Origin of the sequence: Massilia sp. IC2-278, assembly GCF_020708045.1 — a bacterium.
Taxonomy (GTDB): domain Bacteria; phylum Pseudomonadota; class Gammaproteobacteria; order Burkholderiales; family Burkholderiaceae_D; genus Telluria.
The window spans coordinates 15798-30751 of the sequence record NZ_JAJFES010000018.1; the positions used below are offsets into that span (position 1 = coordinate 15798).

Annotated in this window: 12 protein-coding genes; 6 read left to right on the forward strand and 6 right to left on the reverse strand. The window is 65.7% G+C overall.

Annotation, left to right across the window (positions count from 1 at the left end):
- The first annotated feature begins 141 nt into the window (after positions 1–141).
- The 3 genes from LK540_RS22270 to LK540_RS22280 all read left to right on the forward strand — a co-directional run bounded on the left by LK540_RS22270 (position 142) and on the right by LK540_RS22280 (position 3694).
- Positions 142–1881 (forward strand): diguanylate cyclase domain-containing protein, encoded by a 1740-nt coding sequence (locus tag LK540_RS22270; RefSeq protein ID WP_374041386.1) that lies wholly within the window; start codon positions 142–144, stop codon positions 1879–1881.
- Between the two features lie 131 nt (positions 1882–2012).
- Positions 2013–3158, forward strand: a complete 1146-nt coding sequence (locus LK540_RS22275) for a porin (protein ID WP_229439584.1) — start codon at positions 2013–2015, stop codon at positions 3156–3158.
- Between the two features lie 98 nt (positions 3159–3256).
- Positions 3257–3694, forward strand: a complete 438-nt coding sequence (locus LK540_RS22280; RefSeq protein WP_229439585.1) for a hypothetical protein — start codon at positions 3257–3259, stop codon at positions 3692–3694.
- On the opposite strand, the gene LK540_RS22285 is transcribed toward LK540_RS22280, so the two are convergent.
- Both LK540_RS22285 and LK540_RS22290 read right to left on the reverse strand, forming a co-directional pair.
- On the reverse strand, positions 3653–4690 hold the full coding sequence (locus tag LK540_RS22285; protein ID WP_229439586.1) for an SDR family oxidoreductase: 1038 nt from the start codon (positions 4688–4690) through the stop codon (positions 3653–3655). The genes LK540_RS22280 and LK540_RS22285 overlap by 42 nt on opposite strands.
- Positions 4691–5194: 504 nt before the next feature.
- A complete protein-coding gene (locus LK540_RS22290; RefSeq protein ID WP_229439587.1) occupies positions 5195–5419 on the reverse strand; it encodes a hypothetical protein in 225 nt (74 codons plus the stop codon).
- Positions 5420–5573: 154 nt separating this feature from the next.
- Between LK540_RS22290 and LK540_RS22295 the strand changes: the two genes are divergently transcribed.
- From LK540_RS22295 to LK540_RS22305, 3 genes are read left to right on the forward strand one after another with little or no spacing between them, the layout of a single operon-like run.
- Positions 5574–6338, forward strand: coding sequence for a phosphatase PAP2 family protein (locus LK540_RS22295; protein ID WP_229439588.1), 765 nt, complete (start codon positions 5574–5576; stop codon positions 6336–6338).
- Positions 6338–7174, forward strand: coding sequence for a metallophosphoesterase (locus tag LK540_RS22300; RefSeq protein WP_229439589.1), 837 nt, complete (start codon positions 6338–6340; stop codon positions 7172–7174). Before LK540_RS22295 ends, LK540_RS22300 begins: the two co-directional genes overlap by 1 nt.
- 52 nt (positions 7175–7226) lie before the next feature.
- Positions 7227–7577, forward strand: coding sequence for a translation initiation factor Sui1 (locus tag LK540_RS22305; protein ID WP_229439590.1), 351 nt, complete (start codon positions 7227–7229; stop codon positions 7575–7577).
- 14 nt (positions 7578–7591) lie between these two features.
- Here LK540_RS22305 and cls read toward each other — a convergent pair whose 3' ends face one another.
- From cls to LK540_RS22325, 4 genes are all read right to left on the reverse strand, one after another.
- On the reverse strand, positions 7592–8980 hold the full coding sequence (cls, locus tag LK540_RS22310) for a cardiolipin synthase (RefSeq protein ID WP_229439591.1): 1389 nt from the start codon (positions 8978–8980) through the stop codon (positions 7592–7594).
- A complete protein-coding gene (locus LK540_RS22315; RefSeq protein WP_229439592.1) occupies positions 8977–11121 on the reverse strand; it encodes a site-specific recombinase in 2145 nt (714 codons plus the stop codon). The genes cls and LK540_RS22315 overlap by 4 nt, the downstream gene beginning before the upstream one ends.
- 325 nt (positions 11122–11446) lie before the next feature.
- On the reverse strand, positions 11447–11905 hold the full coding sequence (locus LK540_RS22320) for a hypothetical protein (protein WP_229439593.1): 459 nt from the start codon (positions 11903–11905) through the stop codon (positions 11447–11449).
- Positions 11906–12056: 151 nt separating this feature from the next.
- Positions 12057–14921: a TonB-dependent receptor gene (locus tag LK540_RS22325; RefSeq protein WP_229439594.1), complete on the reverse strand. Its 2865-nt coding sequence runs from the start codon at positions 14919–14921 to the stop codon at positions 12057–12059.
- Positions 14922–14954 lie beyond the last annotated feature (33 nt).

Genomic DNA, 14954 nt, shown 5'->3' on the forward strand with positions numbered 1-14954 from the left:
AGTCGTTGCTGTTAAACAACGACTTTGGCGTTCAACATCCGTTTGACTAACGGTTTCCTCTGCGGCAGTAGCCGGTTTTTGTTTTCTGGGCCGGCAAGGACGGTATCATGTCGTCTTGCCCGAGAGAATTAAAATGACGACGTGCTGACCATCTCCGCCACCCGCCCGCGCGCTTCCGTTAAACGTCCACTTCGCCTGGCTACCCTGACCATGCTCGTCGTCAGCGCCGCCGTCGTCCTGACCATGCTCCTGCACCTAGCCCTGGTCAGCCACTTCGCCCACCAGCAGGCGCGCAAGGAAGCGCAGCTGCGCCTGCAGCAGCTGTCCTGGCAGATGCGCGATTCGTTGAACCGGGTGATCGGCAATGCCGCCGCCAACGTCAAGCTGCTCTCCGAATTGCCGCAAATCCGCTCGGTGCACGACGTCGACGCCACCCGCAGCGCCCTCGAATCGCTGCAGCGTTCGGTGCCGGAGTACGCCTGGATCGGGGTGACCGATGCCAATGGGCGCCTGATGGCGTCCACCGGGCGCCTGCTGGAGGGCGCGCAGGTCGATGCCCGGCCCTGGTTCCAGGGCGGACGCCAGGGCTTGCACGCCTCCGACTACCATCCTGCCGTCCTGCTCGGCAAGCTGCTGCCGAAGTCGCCCGACCCCTGGCGCTTCGTCGACGTGTCGGCGCCGCTGAAGAACGATCAAGGCGAGTTCGTCGGCGTGGTGGGCATGCACATGAGCTGGCAATGGGTGCGCAAGCGTGCCGCCGAGCTCCTGACGCCGGCCTTGCGCGAATACGGCGCCGAGGTGCTGGTCGTGCGCGACGACGGCATGGTCTTGCTGGGCCCCGAACAACTGATCGAAACGCACATCGACACGCCCAGCCTGCGTCTGGCAGCGAAGGGCGAGACCGGTTCCATGAGCGAAACCGGGCCCGACGGCAAGGTGTATTTCACGGGCTACAGCCGCACCGGCGCCGATGGCGATCCCGCGACCCTGAAGTGGTCGGTACTGGTGCGCCACAGCGAGGATGCTGCCCTGGCCGGCGCGCGCGTGCTGGAGCGGCGCATGATCTGGCTGAGTATCCTGATGGCGGCGGTGCTGGCCGGTTCGGCGGTGCTGCTGGCGCGGCGCCTGACGCGGCCGATGGATGCGCTCAGCAATGCCATCGAACTGGCTGCCCACGAAACCGATGCCGGCCGCCCGGCGCCCGAGATTCCGGTGGTGGCCGGCTTCCACGAGGCGCAGGTCTTGTCGCAGGCAATGCGCGAACTGGTGCGCAGCGAGGAAACCCATCGCCAGGCGCTGGAAACCATGAACCTGCAGCTCGAATCGACGGTGGCGCTGCGCACCGCCGAGCTGCAGGCCCTGCTGCTGCGCGACGTGCTGACCGGCCTGCCGAACCGGCGCGCGCTGATGGAAACGCTGCCCGATGCGATGGAGCGCTCAGCGCGCAGCGGCAAGCCCTGCGCCTTGCTGTTCCTCGACATGGACGGCTTCAAGGCCGTCAACGATACCCACGGGCACGAGGAGGGCGACGAGCTGCTGCGCCAGTTCGGGTCGCGCATTGCCGAGGCGGTGCGGCGCACCGATACCGTGGCGCGCCTGGCCGGCGACGAATTCGTGGTGATCCTCGAGAACCTGGCCCATCTTGGCGACGCCGAGGACAAGGCGCAAAGCCTGCTGGCGTCGCTGCGCCAGCCGTATGCGCTGAAGAACGGCACCGTCAGTGTCGGCGCCAGCGTCGGCGTGGCCCTGCACCTGCCGGGCGACGCGGCAGACCTGGAGGCCTGGCTGGCGCGCGCCGACCAGGCCATGTACGTGGCCAAGCGCGGCGGCAAGAATGCGGTGGCGCTGGCGCCGCCGGCGCAGCGGACGGCAGCCGCTTAGTTGCAACCAAGAATCATCGTGGGAATATACCTACAAAAAGACAAGCCATTCTGGTGAGCGGTATGTGAGCTTTTTGACAGATGAACTCGCTTGGAGAGGCGTAAGGTAGAGGCGTAGAGAGGAATACGCCGATGCTCAAGTCGCTTGTCACATTTGCCATGCTGGGAGGAAGTGCCGCCGCTGCCTGCGCACAGGATGCGGGCCCACGCGGGATCACGACCTATGGCGTGCTCGACGCCGGCGTGGTTGGCGAGCGTGGCTGCACGAACGCTTGCACGACGCGTGTTGGCAGCGGCGTGGCATCGGCCTCGCGCATCGGCATCCAGGGCAGCGAAGCGGTCGGCCAGAACACCAGCGCCATCTTCGGCTTCGAAACCGAGCTCCGGCTCGACACCGGCCGCGCCGCGAACAACCACGAGACCGGCCGCACGCTCGACCACGAACAGCGCCGCAACCCGGGCAGCGACTTCGCACGCGAGCACCTGGAGCACCAGGCCTGGGTTGGCCTGACGGGCGAATTCGGCGCCGTCACCATCGGCCGCCAGTACAACCTGGAATACCTGGCCCTGGCCGACGTCGCCGATCCCTTCAAGGGCGGCACCGCCGGCAGTGCGACCAACCTGATCGGCGGCCCGCGCCGCACCGACAACAGCGTCCAGTACTACAAGACCCTGCCGAACGGCTTTTCTGCCGGCGCCTCCTGGGCCGCGCGCGACCTCGACACTTCGCCGGCCGGACGTGCCTGGGGCATGACGGTGGGCCTGACCAGTGGCCCGCTGACGGTGCGCGCGGCGCACCGCAACCAGGGCGCGGTACGGGCCCAGCTCAACTACAAGACCAGCAACGACATGACGTCGAAGAATTCGCTGCTGGCCGCTAACCTGCGCCTCGGCTGGGGCACCGCCTATGCGGCCTACAGCATGAGCCGCGGCATTTCCAGTTCGCCGCTTTTCAATCCCGATAATCCCTACGCCGCCGGCATGGCGCGCACGCCGTCGAACAGTAGCCGCGACGTGCTGTTCGGGATGGCGGTGCCGGTCGACCGTTCCTTTACCCTGCTAGCGTCCTATATCCGCAAGGACGACCGCGACCTGGCCAACCAGGACGCCAACCAGGCCGCCTTCGGCGCCAGCTATGCGGTGTCGCGCCGTACCGATTTCTACGCCGCGTACTCGCACATCCGCAACCGCAATGGCGCCGGCTATACGGTCGGCAACGCCAGCGCGCCGGGCAGCGGCAACAAGGCCTTCAATATCGGCATGCGCCACGCTTTCTAGCAGCATCCACCGTCAGGCCGATGCCATGCGCTGCGACGCGCAGGCAGGAAACTCTGTAGCCTGACACCATCCACCCACTACCTGTATATGGAGGCAATATGACTGGAGCCAGCACCCTCGATCCGGATAACTTCCCGGAAGCCCCGGACCGCAGCCTTGGCAAGGGCCACGGCACCGACGCCCTCGGGCCGAGCGATATTTCCGATACCGGCAGCGACGTTGTCGGCGGCCCCGGCTTTGCCGGCAACCTCGACGACGACCAGCTGATCCACCTCGACGAAGGCACGACCTCGGACCTCGAGCAGAGCCACGCCGGCGACACCGCCGGCCCCGACGTCGGCGACGCCGATTTCTCGGGCGACACCGACATGGGCGGCACCGGCGAGCGCGCCGCCGCCGGCCGCGACACGGTGGCCAGGGATGGCGCCGATATCGATACGGACCGTATCGAATCCATCCCCGACCTGCCGCTCACGGAAGACGATACCGACTTCCTAGCGAGCCAGCCGCCGCGAGATCCCGCGGGCCGCGAATAAGGCCCCGAACAGCGCGCCACCGGCCAGCAGGGCGGTGGTGACCGGTTTCGAGCGCAGCGCCAGCGCCGTGTAGGCCGAGCTTTCGGCCACATGGCGCTCGGTCATGCCCTGGCGCTCGCGCAGGGCCTGGGTCGGATCGGGCGCATGCAGGGCGTCGGTGCGGCCGGGCTGCTTGTCGTATTTCGACTTCTGCTGCTTGAACATCGAGGCGTTCATGTACTTGTCGAGCAGGCGTGGCATGTGGGCAGCGCCCGAGGACACCAGCTTCGAGGCGCCGCCAACAAAAATGTCGCGCTTCGGATGCTGGGCGCAGTACAGAATGGCCTTGGCCACGATCTCCGGCGCATACACGGGCGCCGGCAGCACCGCTTCCTTCTCCATGTAGTTCTTCGCGTGCAGCGCGAACATGGTGTCGATCGCGGCCGGCCTGACCAGCGTCACCGAAACCGGCGCCTCTTCCTTTTCCAGTTCCATGCGCAGGGCGTCGGTAAAGCCTTTCACGGCGTGCTTCGAGGCCGAGTACATGCCCTGCAGCGGCGCGGCGCGCTCCGACACTTCGCTGCCGACGTTGATGAGGGCGCCGCCGCCGCGCTGCTTCATGCGCTTCACCGCTTCCAGCGAACCATTCACCACGCCCCAGAAATTGGTCTGGAACAGGCGGATGTGGTCTTCCAGCGCCACTTCCTCCAGGCGGCCGAAGGTGCCGACGCCGGCGTTGTTGACCCAGGTGTCGATGCGGCCGAAGCGCTCCATGGCGGTGGCGCCGATGCGCTCGACGTCATTGGCGTTGCCGACGTCGGCGGCGACGGTGGCCACCTGGCAGCCCTGGCGCCGCAGCTCGCTGGCCAGCTGGTCGAGGGCGTCGCCGTTGCGCGAGGCCAGCACCAGCTTGGCGCCCTGTTCGGCGGCCATGCGTGCGGTCGTGAGGCCGATGCCGCTGCTGGCGCCGGTAATCACGATGACTTGCTCATTGATCTTGCGAAGTTTTACGGACATGACGTGTTCCTTTCCTGTCGGTTGGTACGAAACAAGCGCGGGCTGCGGGATTGCGCGATTGCGCACAGACGGCAGCGCCGCGTTATCGAACTATCACAGTCGTGATCGTGCCGTGTATTTCAAGGCATTTTTTGTTGGGCTGGCGCGCCGTAGGCTTGCGGCACGCCGGCACGTGAAAGCAGGAAAGGAAGAGACAGTTGTGCGCGACAGCCGGGCGTTCGCTGTTAGCATTGAAGCAATGCCATTCGCAAGGCCGTGCACAAGGCTATGCGCAAAGGCATGAGCAAAGGCGTGCGCGGCGGCGCGGGAGAATGCTGGAGGCTGGAGGGTGGTCGCCCGGTGCGCCGCGGCCAGGAACGGGTCGCGCGGCGCATCGGGCGTTCTTGCACACTGCGGCGGCCGCTGCGAAGGAAGCAGGGCGCCGGGAGCAAGCCCCGCCGGCACGGATTGGTGCGCGCCGGTCGGGGAGGGAGGAAACTGGTGAGGCCCGTCTTGATGCGAGACTTAGTGCGAGACTTGATGCGCCTTCGAGAGGATCAGCAGCCAGCGGCCGAACAACAACACCTCGACGTGGCCCGCTTCGATGCCGGTATCGCATTCGATGACCGGGTTGACCGGGTAGAAGCGCTTGCGGAAGTCACGCGTGACGGTGAGTTCGCGGCGGCCGAAGCGCATCATGAAAGGAGCAGGAGCGTATTCCAGGCCGAAGGAGTTGTTCAGAGTGGTCATTGACGTTTCCCTATCGTTTTGTTGTGTTGGTCAAGTGAGTACAGAATAGCATAACCACTGTATAAATCTACAGGTACTGTACAAATAACCAGTAATATTTTTTGACTGTAGTTTTTTTGCCATGCATCCCCATTTGATGTCGATGGACAAATCATTGACTGCCCGCCTGCACCGTTTCGCGCGCGCACGCTTCTCGCCCGCAGAGGAATTCGGCCTGCACCTGACCCTTGGCGTGCTGGTGCTGCTACTGGCGATGGCCGGTTTCGCGCGCATCGCCGGGGCGGTGGTGGCAGGGGCGCCCATCACCCAGCTCGACGTCGACCTGGCGAACTGGCTGCATGCCCACGCCCATGGCAACGACGCCTTGCGCACCTCGCTGATGGTGCTGACCCAATTGCACAGCACCCCCGGCGTGCTGGCGTTGACCGGCCTGGCCGGCTGGTGGTTGTATCGCCGCGGCGCGCGTCACTGGATGCTCACCATCCTGGTGACGGTGCCGGGCGGCATGGTCCTGAACGTGCTCATGAAGCACACCTTCGAGCGTGCGCGGCCGCATTTCGAGGAACCCATCCTCACCCTCACGACCTACAGTTTCCCGAGCGGCCATACGGTGGCCGCGACCCTGCTGTACGGCTTCCTGGCCTGCTACCTGGTGCGCCATGCCCGTTCCTGGCAGGCGCGTGCCGGCTGGGTGCTGCTGGCCTGCGTCATGGTGCTGCTGGTGGCCGGCTCGCGCCTTTATCTGGGCGCCCATTATTTGAGCGACGTGCTGGCGGCCATGGCCGAAGGCTGTGCCTGGCTATCGGTGTGCGTGACCGGCGTGGCCACGCTGCGCCGGCGCCAGGCCGCGCAAGCTGCCCGTGCTTCCAGTGCCGCCAGTGCACGGAGCGCTTCCACCAACCTGAGCGAGAAATCCTGATGCGTACACTTGTCCACTTGTCCGACCTGCATTTCGGCCGCGTCGACCCGGCCCTGCTGGAGCCGCTGCGCAAGCTGGTCCACGAGGTCGCCCCCGACGTGGTGGTGGTCTCCGGCGACCTCACCCAGCGCGCCCGCAGCGAGGAGTTCGAGGAAGCCAAGGCTTTCCTCGACACCCTGCCGGGCCCGCAGATCGTGGTGCCGGGGAACCACGACATTTCCCTGTACAACGTTTTCCGGCGCTTCGCCAAGCCGCTCGACCGCTACAAGCGCTACATCACCGACGACTTGTGCCCGGTGCATCTCGATGACGAGATCGCCGTGGTCGGCGTCAACACGGCGCGCTCGCTGACCATCAAGGACGGCCGCGTCAACAAGGAACAGGTCACGCGCATCCACGAGCGCCTGGGCGGGCTGCCGCCGCACATCACGCGCATCGTCGTCACCCACCATCCCTTCGATCTGCCGGAAAGCTTCCAGGAGCGCGACCTGGTGAACCGCGCGCCGATGGCGATGGAAGTCTTCGCCCAGTGCGGCGTCGACGTGCTGCTGGCCGGCCACATGCACGTCAGCCATGCGGCCAGCACCGCCACCCGCTACCAGATCGATGCCTACGCGGCGCTGGTGGTGCAGGCCGGCACCGCCACCTCGACCCGGGGGCGCGGCGAGACCAATTCCTTCAACGTGCTGCGGGTGGAGCCGGAGCGGGTCGAGGTCGACCGTTATGGCTGGGACGTGGTGAACGGCGGCTACCGCGTGGTGCTTACCGAGAAATTCGTGCGCAGCGGGAATGTGTGGGCGCCCGCCAGCGAGGGCATGCTGGCGGCCGGCATCTAGGCCGGGCGAAGCTGCTACACTCGCGTGTTTTCACACACGCGTTTTCCCAAGCATGAAGCACAGTTCAAACAGCGGCCTGGTCTATTCCACCGAAAGCGGCCGCATGTGCCCCGATTGCCGCCAGCCGCTGGCAGGATGCCAGTGCAAGGCCGGCGCCGCCATCCTGGGCGACGGCATGGTGCGCGTATCGCGCCAGAAAAAGGGCGGCAAGACCGTCACCCTGGTCAAGGGCCTCGCTTTAGATGCCGCCGCGCTCGCCCAGCTGGGCAAGGCGTTGCGCACGGCCTGCGGCGCGGGCGGCACCGTCAAGGACGGCGTGATCGAAGTGCAGGGCGACCATTGCGACCTGGTGATGACCATGCTCGTTGAGCAGGGCCACCGCCCCAAGCGCGCCGGCGGCTGAACGCCGGCCGCCGCTCAGATCCAGTATTCGGTCAGGCGCGAAGCCCATTCCTTGATGCGGTCCGACCAGGGGCGGTCGCGCCATTGTTCCAGGGTGACTTCCTTGGACGAGCGCAGGTCTTCGTTGAAGGCGGCTTCCATGTCGCGGCCAAAGGCGGGGTCGATCACGACCACGTTCAGTTCGTAGTTGTGGATGAAGCTGCGGCGGTCGATATTCGCCGAGCCGATGGTCGACCAGGCGCCGTCCACGACCACGGTCTTGGCGTGCAGCACGGCCACCTGCAACTGGAAGATCTTGACTCCGCCCTCGAGCAATTGTTCGTAGAAGGCACGGCCGGCCTGCATCACCAGGCCATGGTCGGACACGCCCGGCAGCACGAGTTTCACGTCCACGCCGCGCTTGGCTGCTGCGATCAGGGCATCCACGATCTGCTGGTCCGGCACGAAATAGGCCGAGGTCACGTGCACCGACTTTTTCGCTTCGTTGATCGCCACCATCAGCGATTTGTAGATTTCCGAATGGCTGCCAGGTTCGGTGGCCAGCACGCGCACGAATTTCTCGCCGGCCGGGACCAGGCGCGGGAAATACTCGGCCGGCAGCAGTTCGCCGGCTTCCTGGCGCACCCAGTTGTTCACGAAGGCATATTGCAGGGTGGCGACGGCCGGGCCGTCGATGCGGATGTGGGTATCGCGCCAGCCGACCTTGTCTTTATCGACCTTGTCGCTTTTACGGCCCGAACGGAACAGCGAGCTGTTGGCATAGTCGGCGCTGATGTTGATGCCGCCGGTGAACCCCACCTTGCCGTCCACCACCAGGATCTTGCGGTGGTCGCGGTTGTTGATCGACCAGTTGCCCTTGGCCTTGGCCGGGTTGATCGGATTAAAGGCCAGCATGTTCACGCCGGCGGCGCGCATGTTGTCGAAAAAGGCTTGCGGCGTGCCGATGGTGCCGACGCTGTCGTACATCACGTTCACCACTACGCCCTGGCGCCGCTTTTCCATCAGCAGTTCGGCGAACTGCAGGCCGATCGGGTCCTGGTCGAAGATATAGGTTTCCAGGTTGATCGTACTCTTCGCGGCGCGCACCGCTTCGATCATGGCGCGCAGGGTGGCCGGTCCGTCGAACAGCAATTGCACGTTGTTGCCGGCGATCAGCGGCACGCCGGTGGCCTGCTCCTCGAGCACGGCCAGCGACTTCAGGTCGGGCGTGGCGTTGGCCCAGCGCCGCGACAGCAGCTTCGACGATTGCGCCTGGCTCAGCGTGCCCTTGGCCGTGGCCACCGTCGGCACCGCCTTGGCCGGGGTCTCGGGCAGGTGCTCGGCGTTCGGCAGGGTCTTGCAGGAAGCGACCACGCCCAGGAAGGCGAGCGCGGCAATCCACATCGACGTGCGGTGCTTGTTCATTTTGAGTGTCCTCGATGAGCCTCGGGCGCGGCATCGACGGCGTCGATGTCGCGCGGGCCGAATAAGAAGTCGAGCGGCGCGTGCAGGAAGCGCCGGCCGAGTGCGCGCATCAGCAGGATGCTGCGCGTGAAGCGGATATTCCGTGCACGCAGCGCCACCCACAGCGCCAGGTTGAAGCTGACCAGCAAATTCACGGCGCCGATCAGGGCCACGCCGGCGGTGGCGTTCGCGATCATCTGCCAGCTCATCTGGTAATCGAGGGCGACCAGGGCGGTGGCGAAGTTCGCGGTCGAGAAGGTGACGTGGCGGATGTCCAGTGGCAGCCCGAGCAGGTAGCCGACGGTGCCAGTGGTGCCGAGCAGGATGCCGAAGAAGAAGTTACCCATCAGGCCACCCAGGTTGTTCTCGATGTAGACGGAGACGCGGTCGCGGCGCTCGGCGCCGAGCAGCCAGCGCAGCCAGCGCAACTGGCGCACGCGCAGACCCATGCGCGTGTACAGCGCCTTGTTGTCGTAGTAGCCGGAAATTAGCCCGGCCACGAACAGCCAGACGCCGGCAATGGCCGCATAGAACAGGGCCGGTGTATGGAAGGGATCGATGTCGTGCAGCAGGTGGTGGGCCTTTTCCACATTCACCAGGTGGTGGCCCGTCATTTGCTGGACGGCGATGGCGATCACCAGCGCCGTCGGGAAGGCGACTACGACGTTGCCGAGCACCGAGACGATCTGGGTGCGGAACACTTTATTGACCAGCTCGGCCATGCTGTCGAAGTCGATCCCGCGCCCGTCGCGGCTGTGCAGGCCGGCGGCGATGCGCTGGGCCGTCATCGCCGGCTGCTTGGTGGCAATCGTCCAGTGCAGCATGTGCACCAGCATGAAGCCGAGCGAATAGTTCATGCTGAACAGGAAGGACTCGACCAGCGGCGCGGCGCGCAGGTAGCCCAGCAGAATCTTGAACATCGCCATGAAGCCGACGATGAAGCCGGCCCCGGCCGACGCGCCGAACATGCGGCGCAGGCCGGCGCGGCTTTCGGCGATGTAGTGCTCGCCGGTGCGGCTGGCGTTCTCGGTGACATTGCGCGCCAGCAGGTGGATGTTCTCGCGGAACAGCCCGCCCACCTGGTACTTGGTGTTGTGGGCCTCGATCAGTTCCTGGGCCAGGGCCAGGGCGGCGGCGCGCCGTTCGCTTACCAACGGCTGGGCCGGCTGGGCGACCGTGGCCGGCAGCATCGTGCCGCTGTAGCCGGGGCTGTCGGGCGAGCCGGGCGCGTCGAGTGCCAGCGGGGCGGTCACGGTCGGCGGCTCGGCCGCTTCGCTGGTGTCGACCAGGAACAGCAGCTTGCGCAGCCGCGCGATGCTTTGGGTAATGGCCACCAGCACATAGGTCAGGGCCACGCTGGTGCCGACCGACAGCGAGTTGCGGCGGATCTTGGCCACGACTTCGTCGCACTGGTCCAGCATCACCAGCAAATGGCGCGGATCGTCGGGGCGGTCCATCACGCCGTCGAGGTGGCGCGCATAGGCATCCAGGTAGGCGTTGACCTCGATGTTCTGCATCAGGAAGGGCGAATCGAAATCCTCGATCTGGCTGTAGCTGTGCACCAGCAGCGGCTCCAGGCCCAGCGCGCAGATGCGGCAGGACAGGGTGCGGATCGCGTCCAGGATGCCGGTCAGCGTCACGTAGCGGGCGCGGTCGGCTTTCGCGTCCTGGGGTGGCGGCGCGTAGGCCACCACGTCGAACAGGGCCAGCCAGTCGGCGTCGGGCACGGCGCGGATCCATTCGTGGTCGTCCTCGGCGTACAGCACGCCGGCCAGGGCGTCGGACAAATAGATGTCGTCGAGCGCGGGCGGCAGCACGCGGTAGGCGATGCGGCGCTTGAGTTCGGTAAAGAAACCGTCGTTCGAGAGGATGCCGACGTCGCTGTACAGGCTGGTGTGGCGGCGCTTCTCGAGCAGGGTGACGAGGTAGCTGCGCAGGGCCCAGGCCTGCTGCGGGTTGCCTCTCAACAGCTGCGTCAGCGTGCGCACATTCGCGCGCGCCTGTCCGCCGTCGCGCCGCCGTGGACGCAGGCTGCAGACCAGTTCGACCAGCAGGTCGATGCGGTCGCTGTGCGGGTCGATGCGTTCGAGAATGGCGAGCATAAGTAATCCGGTTTTCGTCAAAGAGAGTGTACGCGCTGAGGCCGCCCGCGATTGGTACGGCAACGTACACACAGAGGATGATGGCGAGAAAGAGCGATCCGGCTAGGAACCTATCCCAGTAGGGAATGAGTCGTTGCTGACGCGCCTGGAAAGCGGGGGCGGCGTTGCTCGTCCTTGCATGGCTCGCCATGCGGCGTCCTCGCGCCTAGCCCGCGCTTCCCAGTCATCGCCAGCAACTTCCTCCTCCCTACTGGGATAGGTTCTAAGGGCTAGCCGGGCGGGCACTATAACCGATCATGGCGGCCGGTGCCGAGGGAGGGGCGGTTCAGGTAAACGCGAGCAGCAGGGTGGTGAACAGGAAAGCGCCGGCCCAGCAAAGCCCGCCCAGCACCACGGCCAGGCCGAGCGCGCCGTTCCAGCCGCGCCGCGCATAGCGGCGCCCGTACTGGCGGCGCACCGCGATCCATTGCGGCCAGGCCGCGCCGAGCAGCCACAGCAGCAGCCAGGCCAGGGCCAGCCAGGCCATCAGCGGCGAGTCGCCGTTGACGCGGCGGTTGATGGCGCCAGCCAGCAGTTGCAGGGCCAGCATAGCGAGGCTGGCGGCCAGCCAGATGCGGGCGCGGCCGGCTGCCTGGGGCTGGCCGAGGGCGCGCCAGTTATGCATCAGCAGCCAGGAACCGAAGGCCGGCGTGAACACCAGGCTCCAGGCGGCCACCACCGAAGGACGCCAGAGAGCGGCGGCCGGTGCGGCATCGGACGAAAGAGAGTGGCTGGTGTCGCGCATGATGGCGATAGGAAATGTTGCCTGAATGAAGCAACACTATCGCGCGGACGCCCCGAGAAAGGTTTGTGCGGCATCGAACCGGCCATGAAAAAACCGCCCGGTTGTGACACCGGGCGGTTTTCGCTGGAGCTAAGCTTCGATCAAACGTCGATTAGAAGCGGTAGCCGGCGGTCAGGCGGAAGTAACGACCCATGCCGTTGTGCAGCTGTGGGTTGAAGCCTTCGCTTGGGTAGCGTGGATCGTACGGCGCCGCGGTGTCGAACAGGTTGCGGATGTTGGCCGACAGGGTCCAGTTCTTGAAGCCCGTGTAGGTGTAGCCGACGTTAACCGTGGTCCATTCCTGCACCGAGCAATCGCTCACCCAGTTGCTGAAGCGCGGCAGGCCGCCAACGGTCTGGCCGGTAGGCGCACCGGTGTTGCTGCCGTAGTAGCAGAACGGGGTCTCGAAGCGCTCGGCGTTGTCGTAGCGACGGTACAGCGAGACTGGCGACACGTAGTCGATCGAGCCGGTGACGGTGTGCACGCCCATGGTCCAGGCGGTCGACAGGGTAGCACGGTGACGCGGAATGTCGCCTACCGAGGTTGCCCAGTCAGCCAGGCCGCCGTTGGTGCCAACCAGGTTGTTCTCGTGGTCGCCCGGCATTTCGGCGCGCTTGTACGAGATCGCGTAGTTGTAGTCCAGCTTGGTCGACAGGCGGCCCTTGTCGCCCAGCGACAGGCGGTGCGCGACTTCGAAGTCCAGGCCCGACACGGTCGTCGAACCCTGGTTCACGTAGTAACGGTTGACGGCGCTCAGCGGGCCGCTGTTCGGGATCACGTTGCCGTTGGCATCGCGCAGCAGGTTGGCCGGGTTGTTGTCGCGAATCGCCAGGCCCGGGTACAGGTCCGGGTGGTCGACGACGTAGCCAGCCGACAGCAGCGCGGTCTCGTCTTCCTTGCGGATCTTGTAGTAGTCGATCAGGATGTCGAGGTTGCGGGTCGGGTTGATGATCGCGCCGAACGAGAAGCTCTTCGAGGTTTCCGGCTTCAGATTCGGGTTCGACGCCGACATGCTCGAGATGCGGCGTGCGCAGTCGGCATCCGACGCGCCCGGCAGCGGATCTTCGCCGTTCGGGCAGCGCACGGTGTCAGGCACGGTCGAGAACGACTGCACGCCGCCCTTGGCGATCTGCGACAGGGCCGGGGCGCGGAAGCCTTCGGCGTAGGTCGAGCGGAAGGTCAGCTGGTCGCTGACGGCCCACTTGGCGCCGACTTTCGGCACGAAGCTCGAATCGTTCGGGTACTTGTCGTAGCGGCCGGCGAAGTCCATCTCGAAGTTCTTGGTGAACGGCGTACGGATTTCGACGAATGCCGACTTGACCATGCGACGGCCTTCGATCAGCGAGTTCGACAGGCCGAGGATCTGGCCGGTCTGGGTCAGCTCGTCCGGGGTCATCGACAGTTTTTCCTGGCGGATTTCGCCGCCGAAGGCCAGGCCGATGTCGCCGCCGGCCAGGGTGCCGACCGTGGTCGAGGCTTTCGCGTCGAACTGGGCAACCTGGGCATAACCCTCGTTGCGCACGTCGCGCACAGCCGATGGATCGGCGGCGGTCTGGGCCAGGGTACGGCCTTCGCTGACGATGCGGTCGATGGTCGGGCGGTACAGCATGCCGCGCATCGTTTCGGTACGCTCGCTGCGGTTGATCAAGAGGCCCGATTCCCAGTCGAAGCGGCCGGTGGTGCCTTTCAGGCCGGTCAGCAGGCGGAAGGCCTCGTTGACGTTGCGCGAGCCGCCGTTCGTGCCGACGAAGCGGTAGCCGACTGCCGAGCGGGCATCGGTGAACGGATTGTCCGGGTGGCCGACCGGCAGGATCAGCTGGTAGTCGCTCGGCAGGCCGTCGGTGCGGAACACGGTGGTCGGCGAGGTCGACAGCAGGGTCGAAGGATTGCCGGTGTATTCGCGGTCGACGCGGCTGTAGCCGAATTCCGTGAACGAGGTGATGTCCGGGGTGATCTGGACGGTCAGCTTGCCCAGGATGTTGGCGTCCTTGCCCTTGCTCTGCGCTTCGGCGTTGTTGTCGGCGTCGTAGTTGCAGAAGGTGCGGCCGTTCAGCATCGAGGTCGCGGTCAGGTTGTTCGCAACGCGGTCGCCGGTGATCTGCTGCGACGGATCGCAACCGAGCTGGTTGACGATGCCGGCGCCGGTGGCCAGGTTGTTCGCGAAGTTGCGCGCGCCTGGGGTGCGCTCGCGGAAGAAGAAGGCCTGGTCCGACAGGTAGCTCGAATAAGGATTCAGACGGGCATTGATGTCCGAATACATGTTCTGCTTGATGTCCTTGACGTCCTTGATGCCGGTGCGGTCGCGCTGCGCCAGGTCGAAGGAGATGAAGGCATTGTAGCGGTCTGCCTCGAGGTCGCCGAAGCCGAACACGCCGTTGACGTTGTTGCGGGCGAACTCGCCGTCTTCGTTGGCGCTGGTCGAGACCTTGATCTCGGCGCCCTGGTAGTCGGTCTTGGTGATGAAGTTGATGACGCCGGCGATCGCGTCCGAGCCGTACACGGCCGAAGCCCCATCCTTGAAGATCTCGACGCGGTCGATGGCCGAGACCGGGATGCTGTTCAGGTCATACACGGCCGACTTGCCCTGGTTCGGGTCGGCGTAGGCCGATGCCGTGATGCGGCGGCCGTTCAGCAGGATCAGGGTCGAGGACGAGCCCAGGCCGCGCAGCGAGGCGGTCGAGGTGCCTTTCGAGAACGAGCCGTCGGTGATGTCGTTCGAGGTGCCCGAGCCGAAGGCCGGGATCGAGTGCAGCAGTTCGGCGACGGTGTTGGCGCCGGTCGCTTCGATCTGTTTTGCGTTCATGACGCCGACCGGCGAGGAGCCTTCCTTGTCGGCACGCTTGATGTTGGAACCGGTGACGTACACCTTGGTTACCGGGGCGGCAGCTTCCTGCTGCGCGAAGACGACGCTGGTCGAGGCCAGGGTCAGGGCGACAGCGACAACGCTGCGCTTTACTGCGAGATGCTGCTTAGTCAAAAAAATCTCCGATGCTTCTTTCACCGCGCGGCC

What these genes read in the sequence shown, in the direction of transcription:
- cls (WP_229439591.1), bottom strand. Translation starts at nt 8,980, where the DNA reads ATGAACAAGCACCGCACGTCGATGTGGATTGCCGCGCTCGCCTTCCTG.
- LK540_RS22305 (WP_229439590.1), top strand. Translation starts at nt 7,227, where the DNA reads ATGAAGCACAGTTCAAACAGCGGCCTGGTCTATTCCACCGAAAGCGGC.
- LK540_RS22315 (WP_229439592.1), bottom strand. Translation starts at nt 11,121, where the DNA reads ATGCTCGCCATTCTCGAACGCATCGACCCGCACAGCGACCGCATCGAC.
- LK540_RS22280 (WP_229439585.1), top strand. Translation starts at nt 3,257, where the DNA reads ATGACTGGAGCCAGCACCCTCGATCCGGATAACTTCCCGGAAGCCCCG.
- LK540_RS22275 (WP_229439584.1), top strand. Translation starts at nt 2,013, where the DNA reads ATGCTCAAGTCGCTTGTCACATTTGCCATGCTGGGAGGAAGTGCCGCC.
- LK540_RS22320 (WP_229439593.1), bottom strand. Translation starts at nt 11,905, where the DNA reads ATGCGCGACACCAGCCACTCTCTTTCGTCCGATGCCGCACCGGCCGCC.
- LK540_RS22300 (WP_229439589.1), top strand. Translation starts at nt 6,338, where the DNA reads ATGCGTACACTTGTCCACTTGTCCGACCTGCATTTCGGCCGCGTCGAC.
- LK540_RS22290 (WP_229439587.1), bottom strand. Translation starts at nt 5,419, where the DNA reads ATGACCACTCTGAACAACTCCTTCGGCCTGGAATACGCTCCTGCTCCT.
- LK540_RS22285 (WP_229439586.1), bottom strand. Translation starts at nt 4,690, where the DNA reads ATGTCCGTAAAACTTCGCAAGATCAATGAGCAAGTCATCGTGATTACC.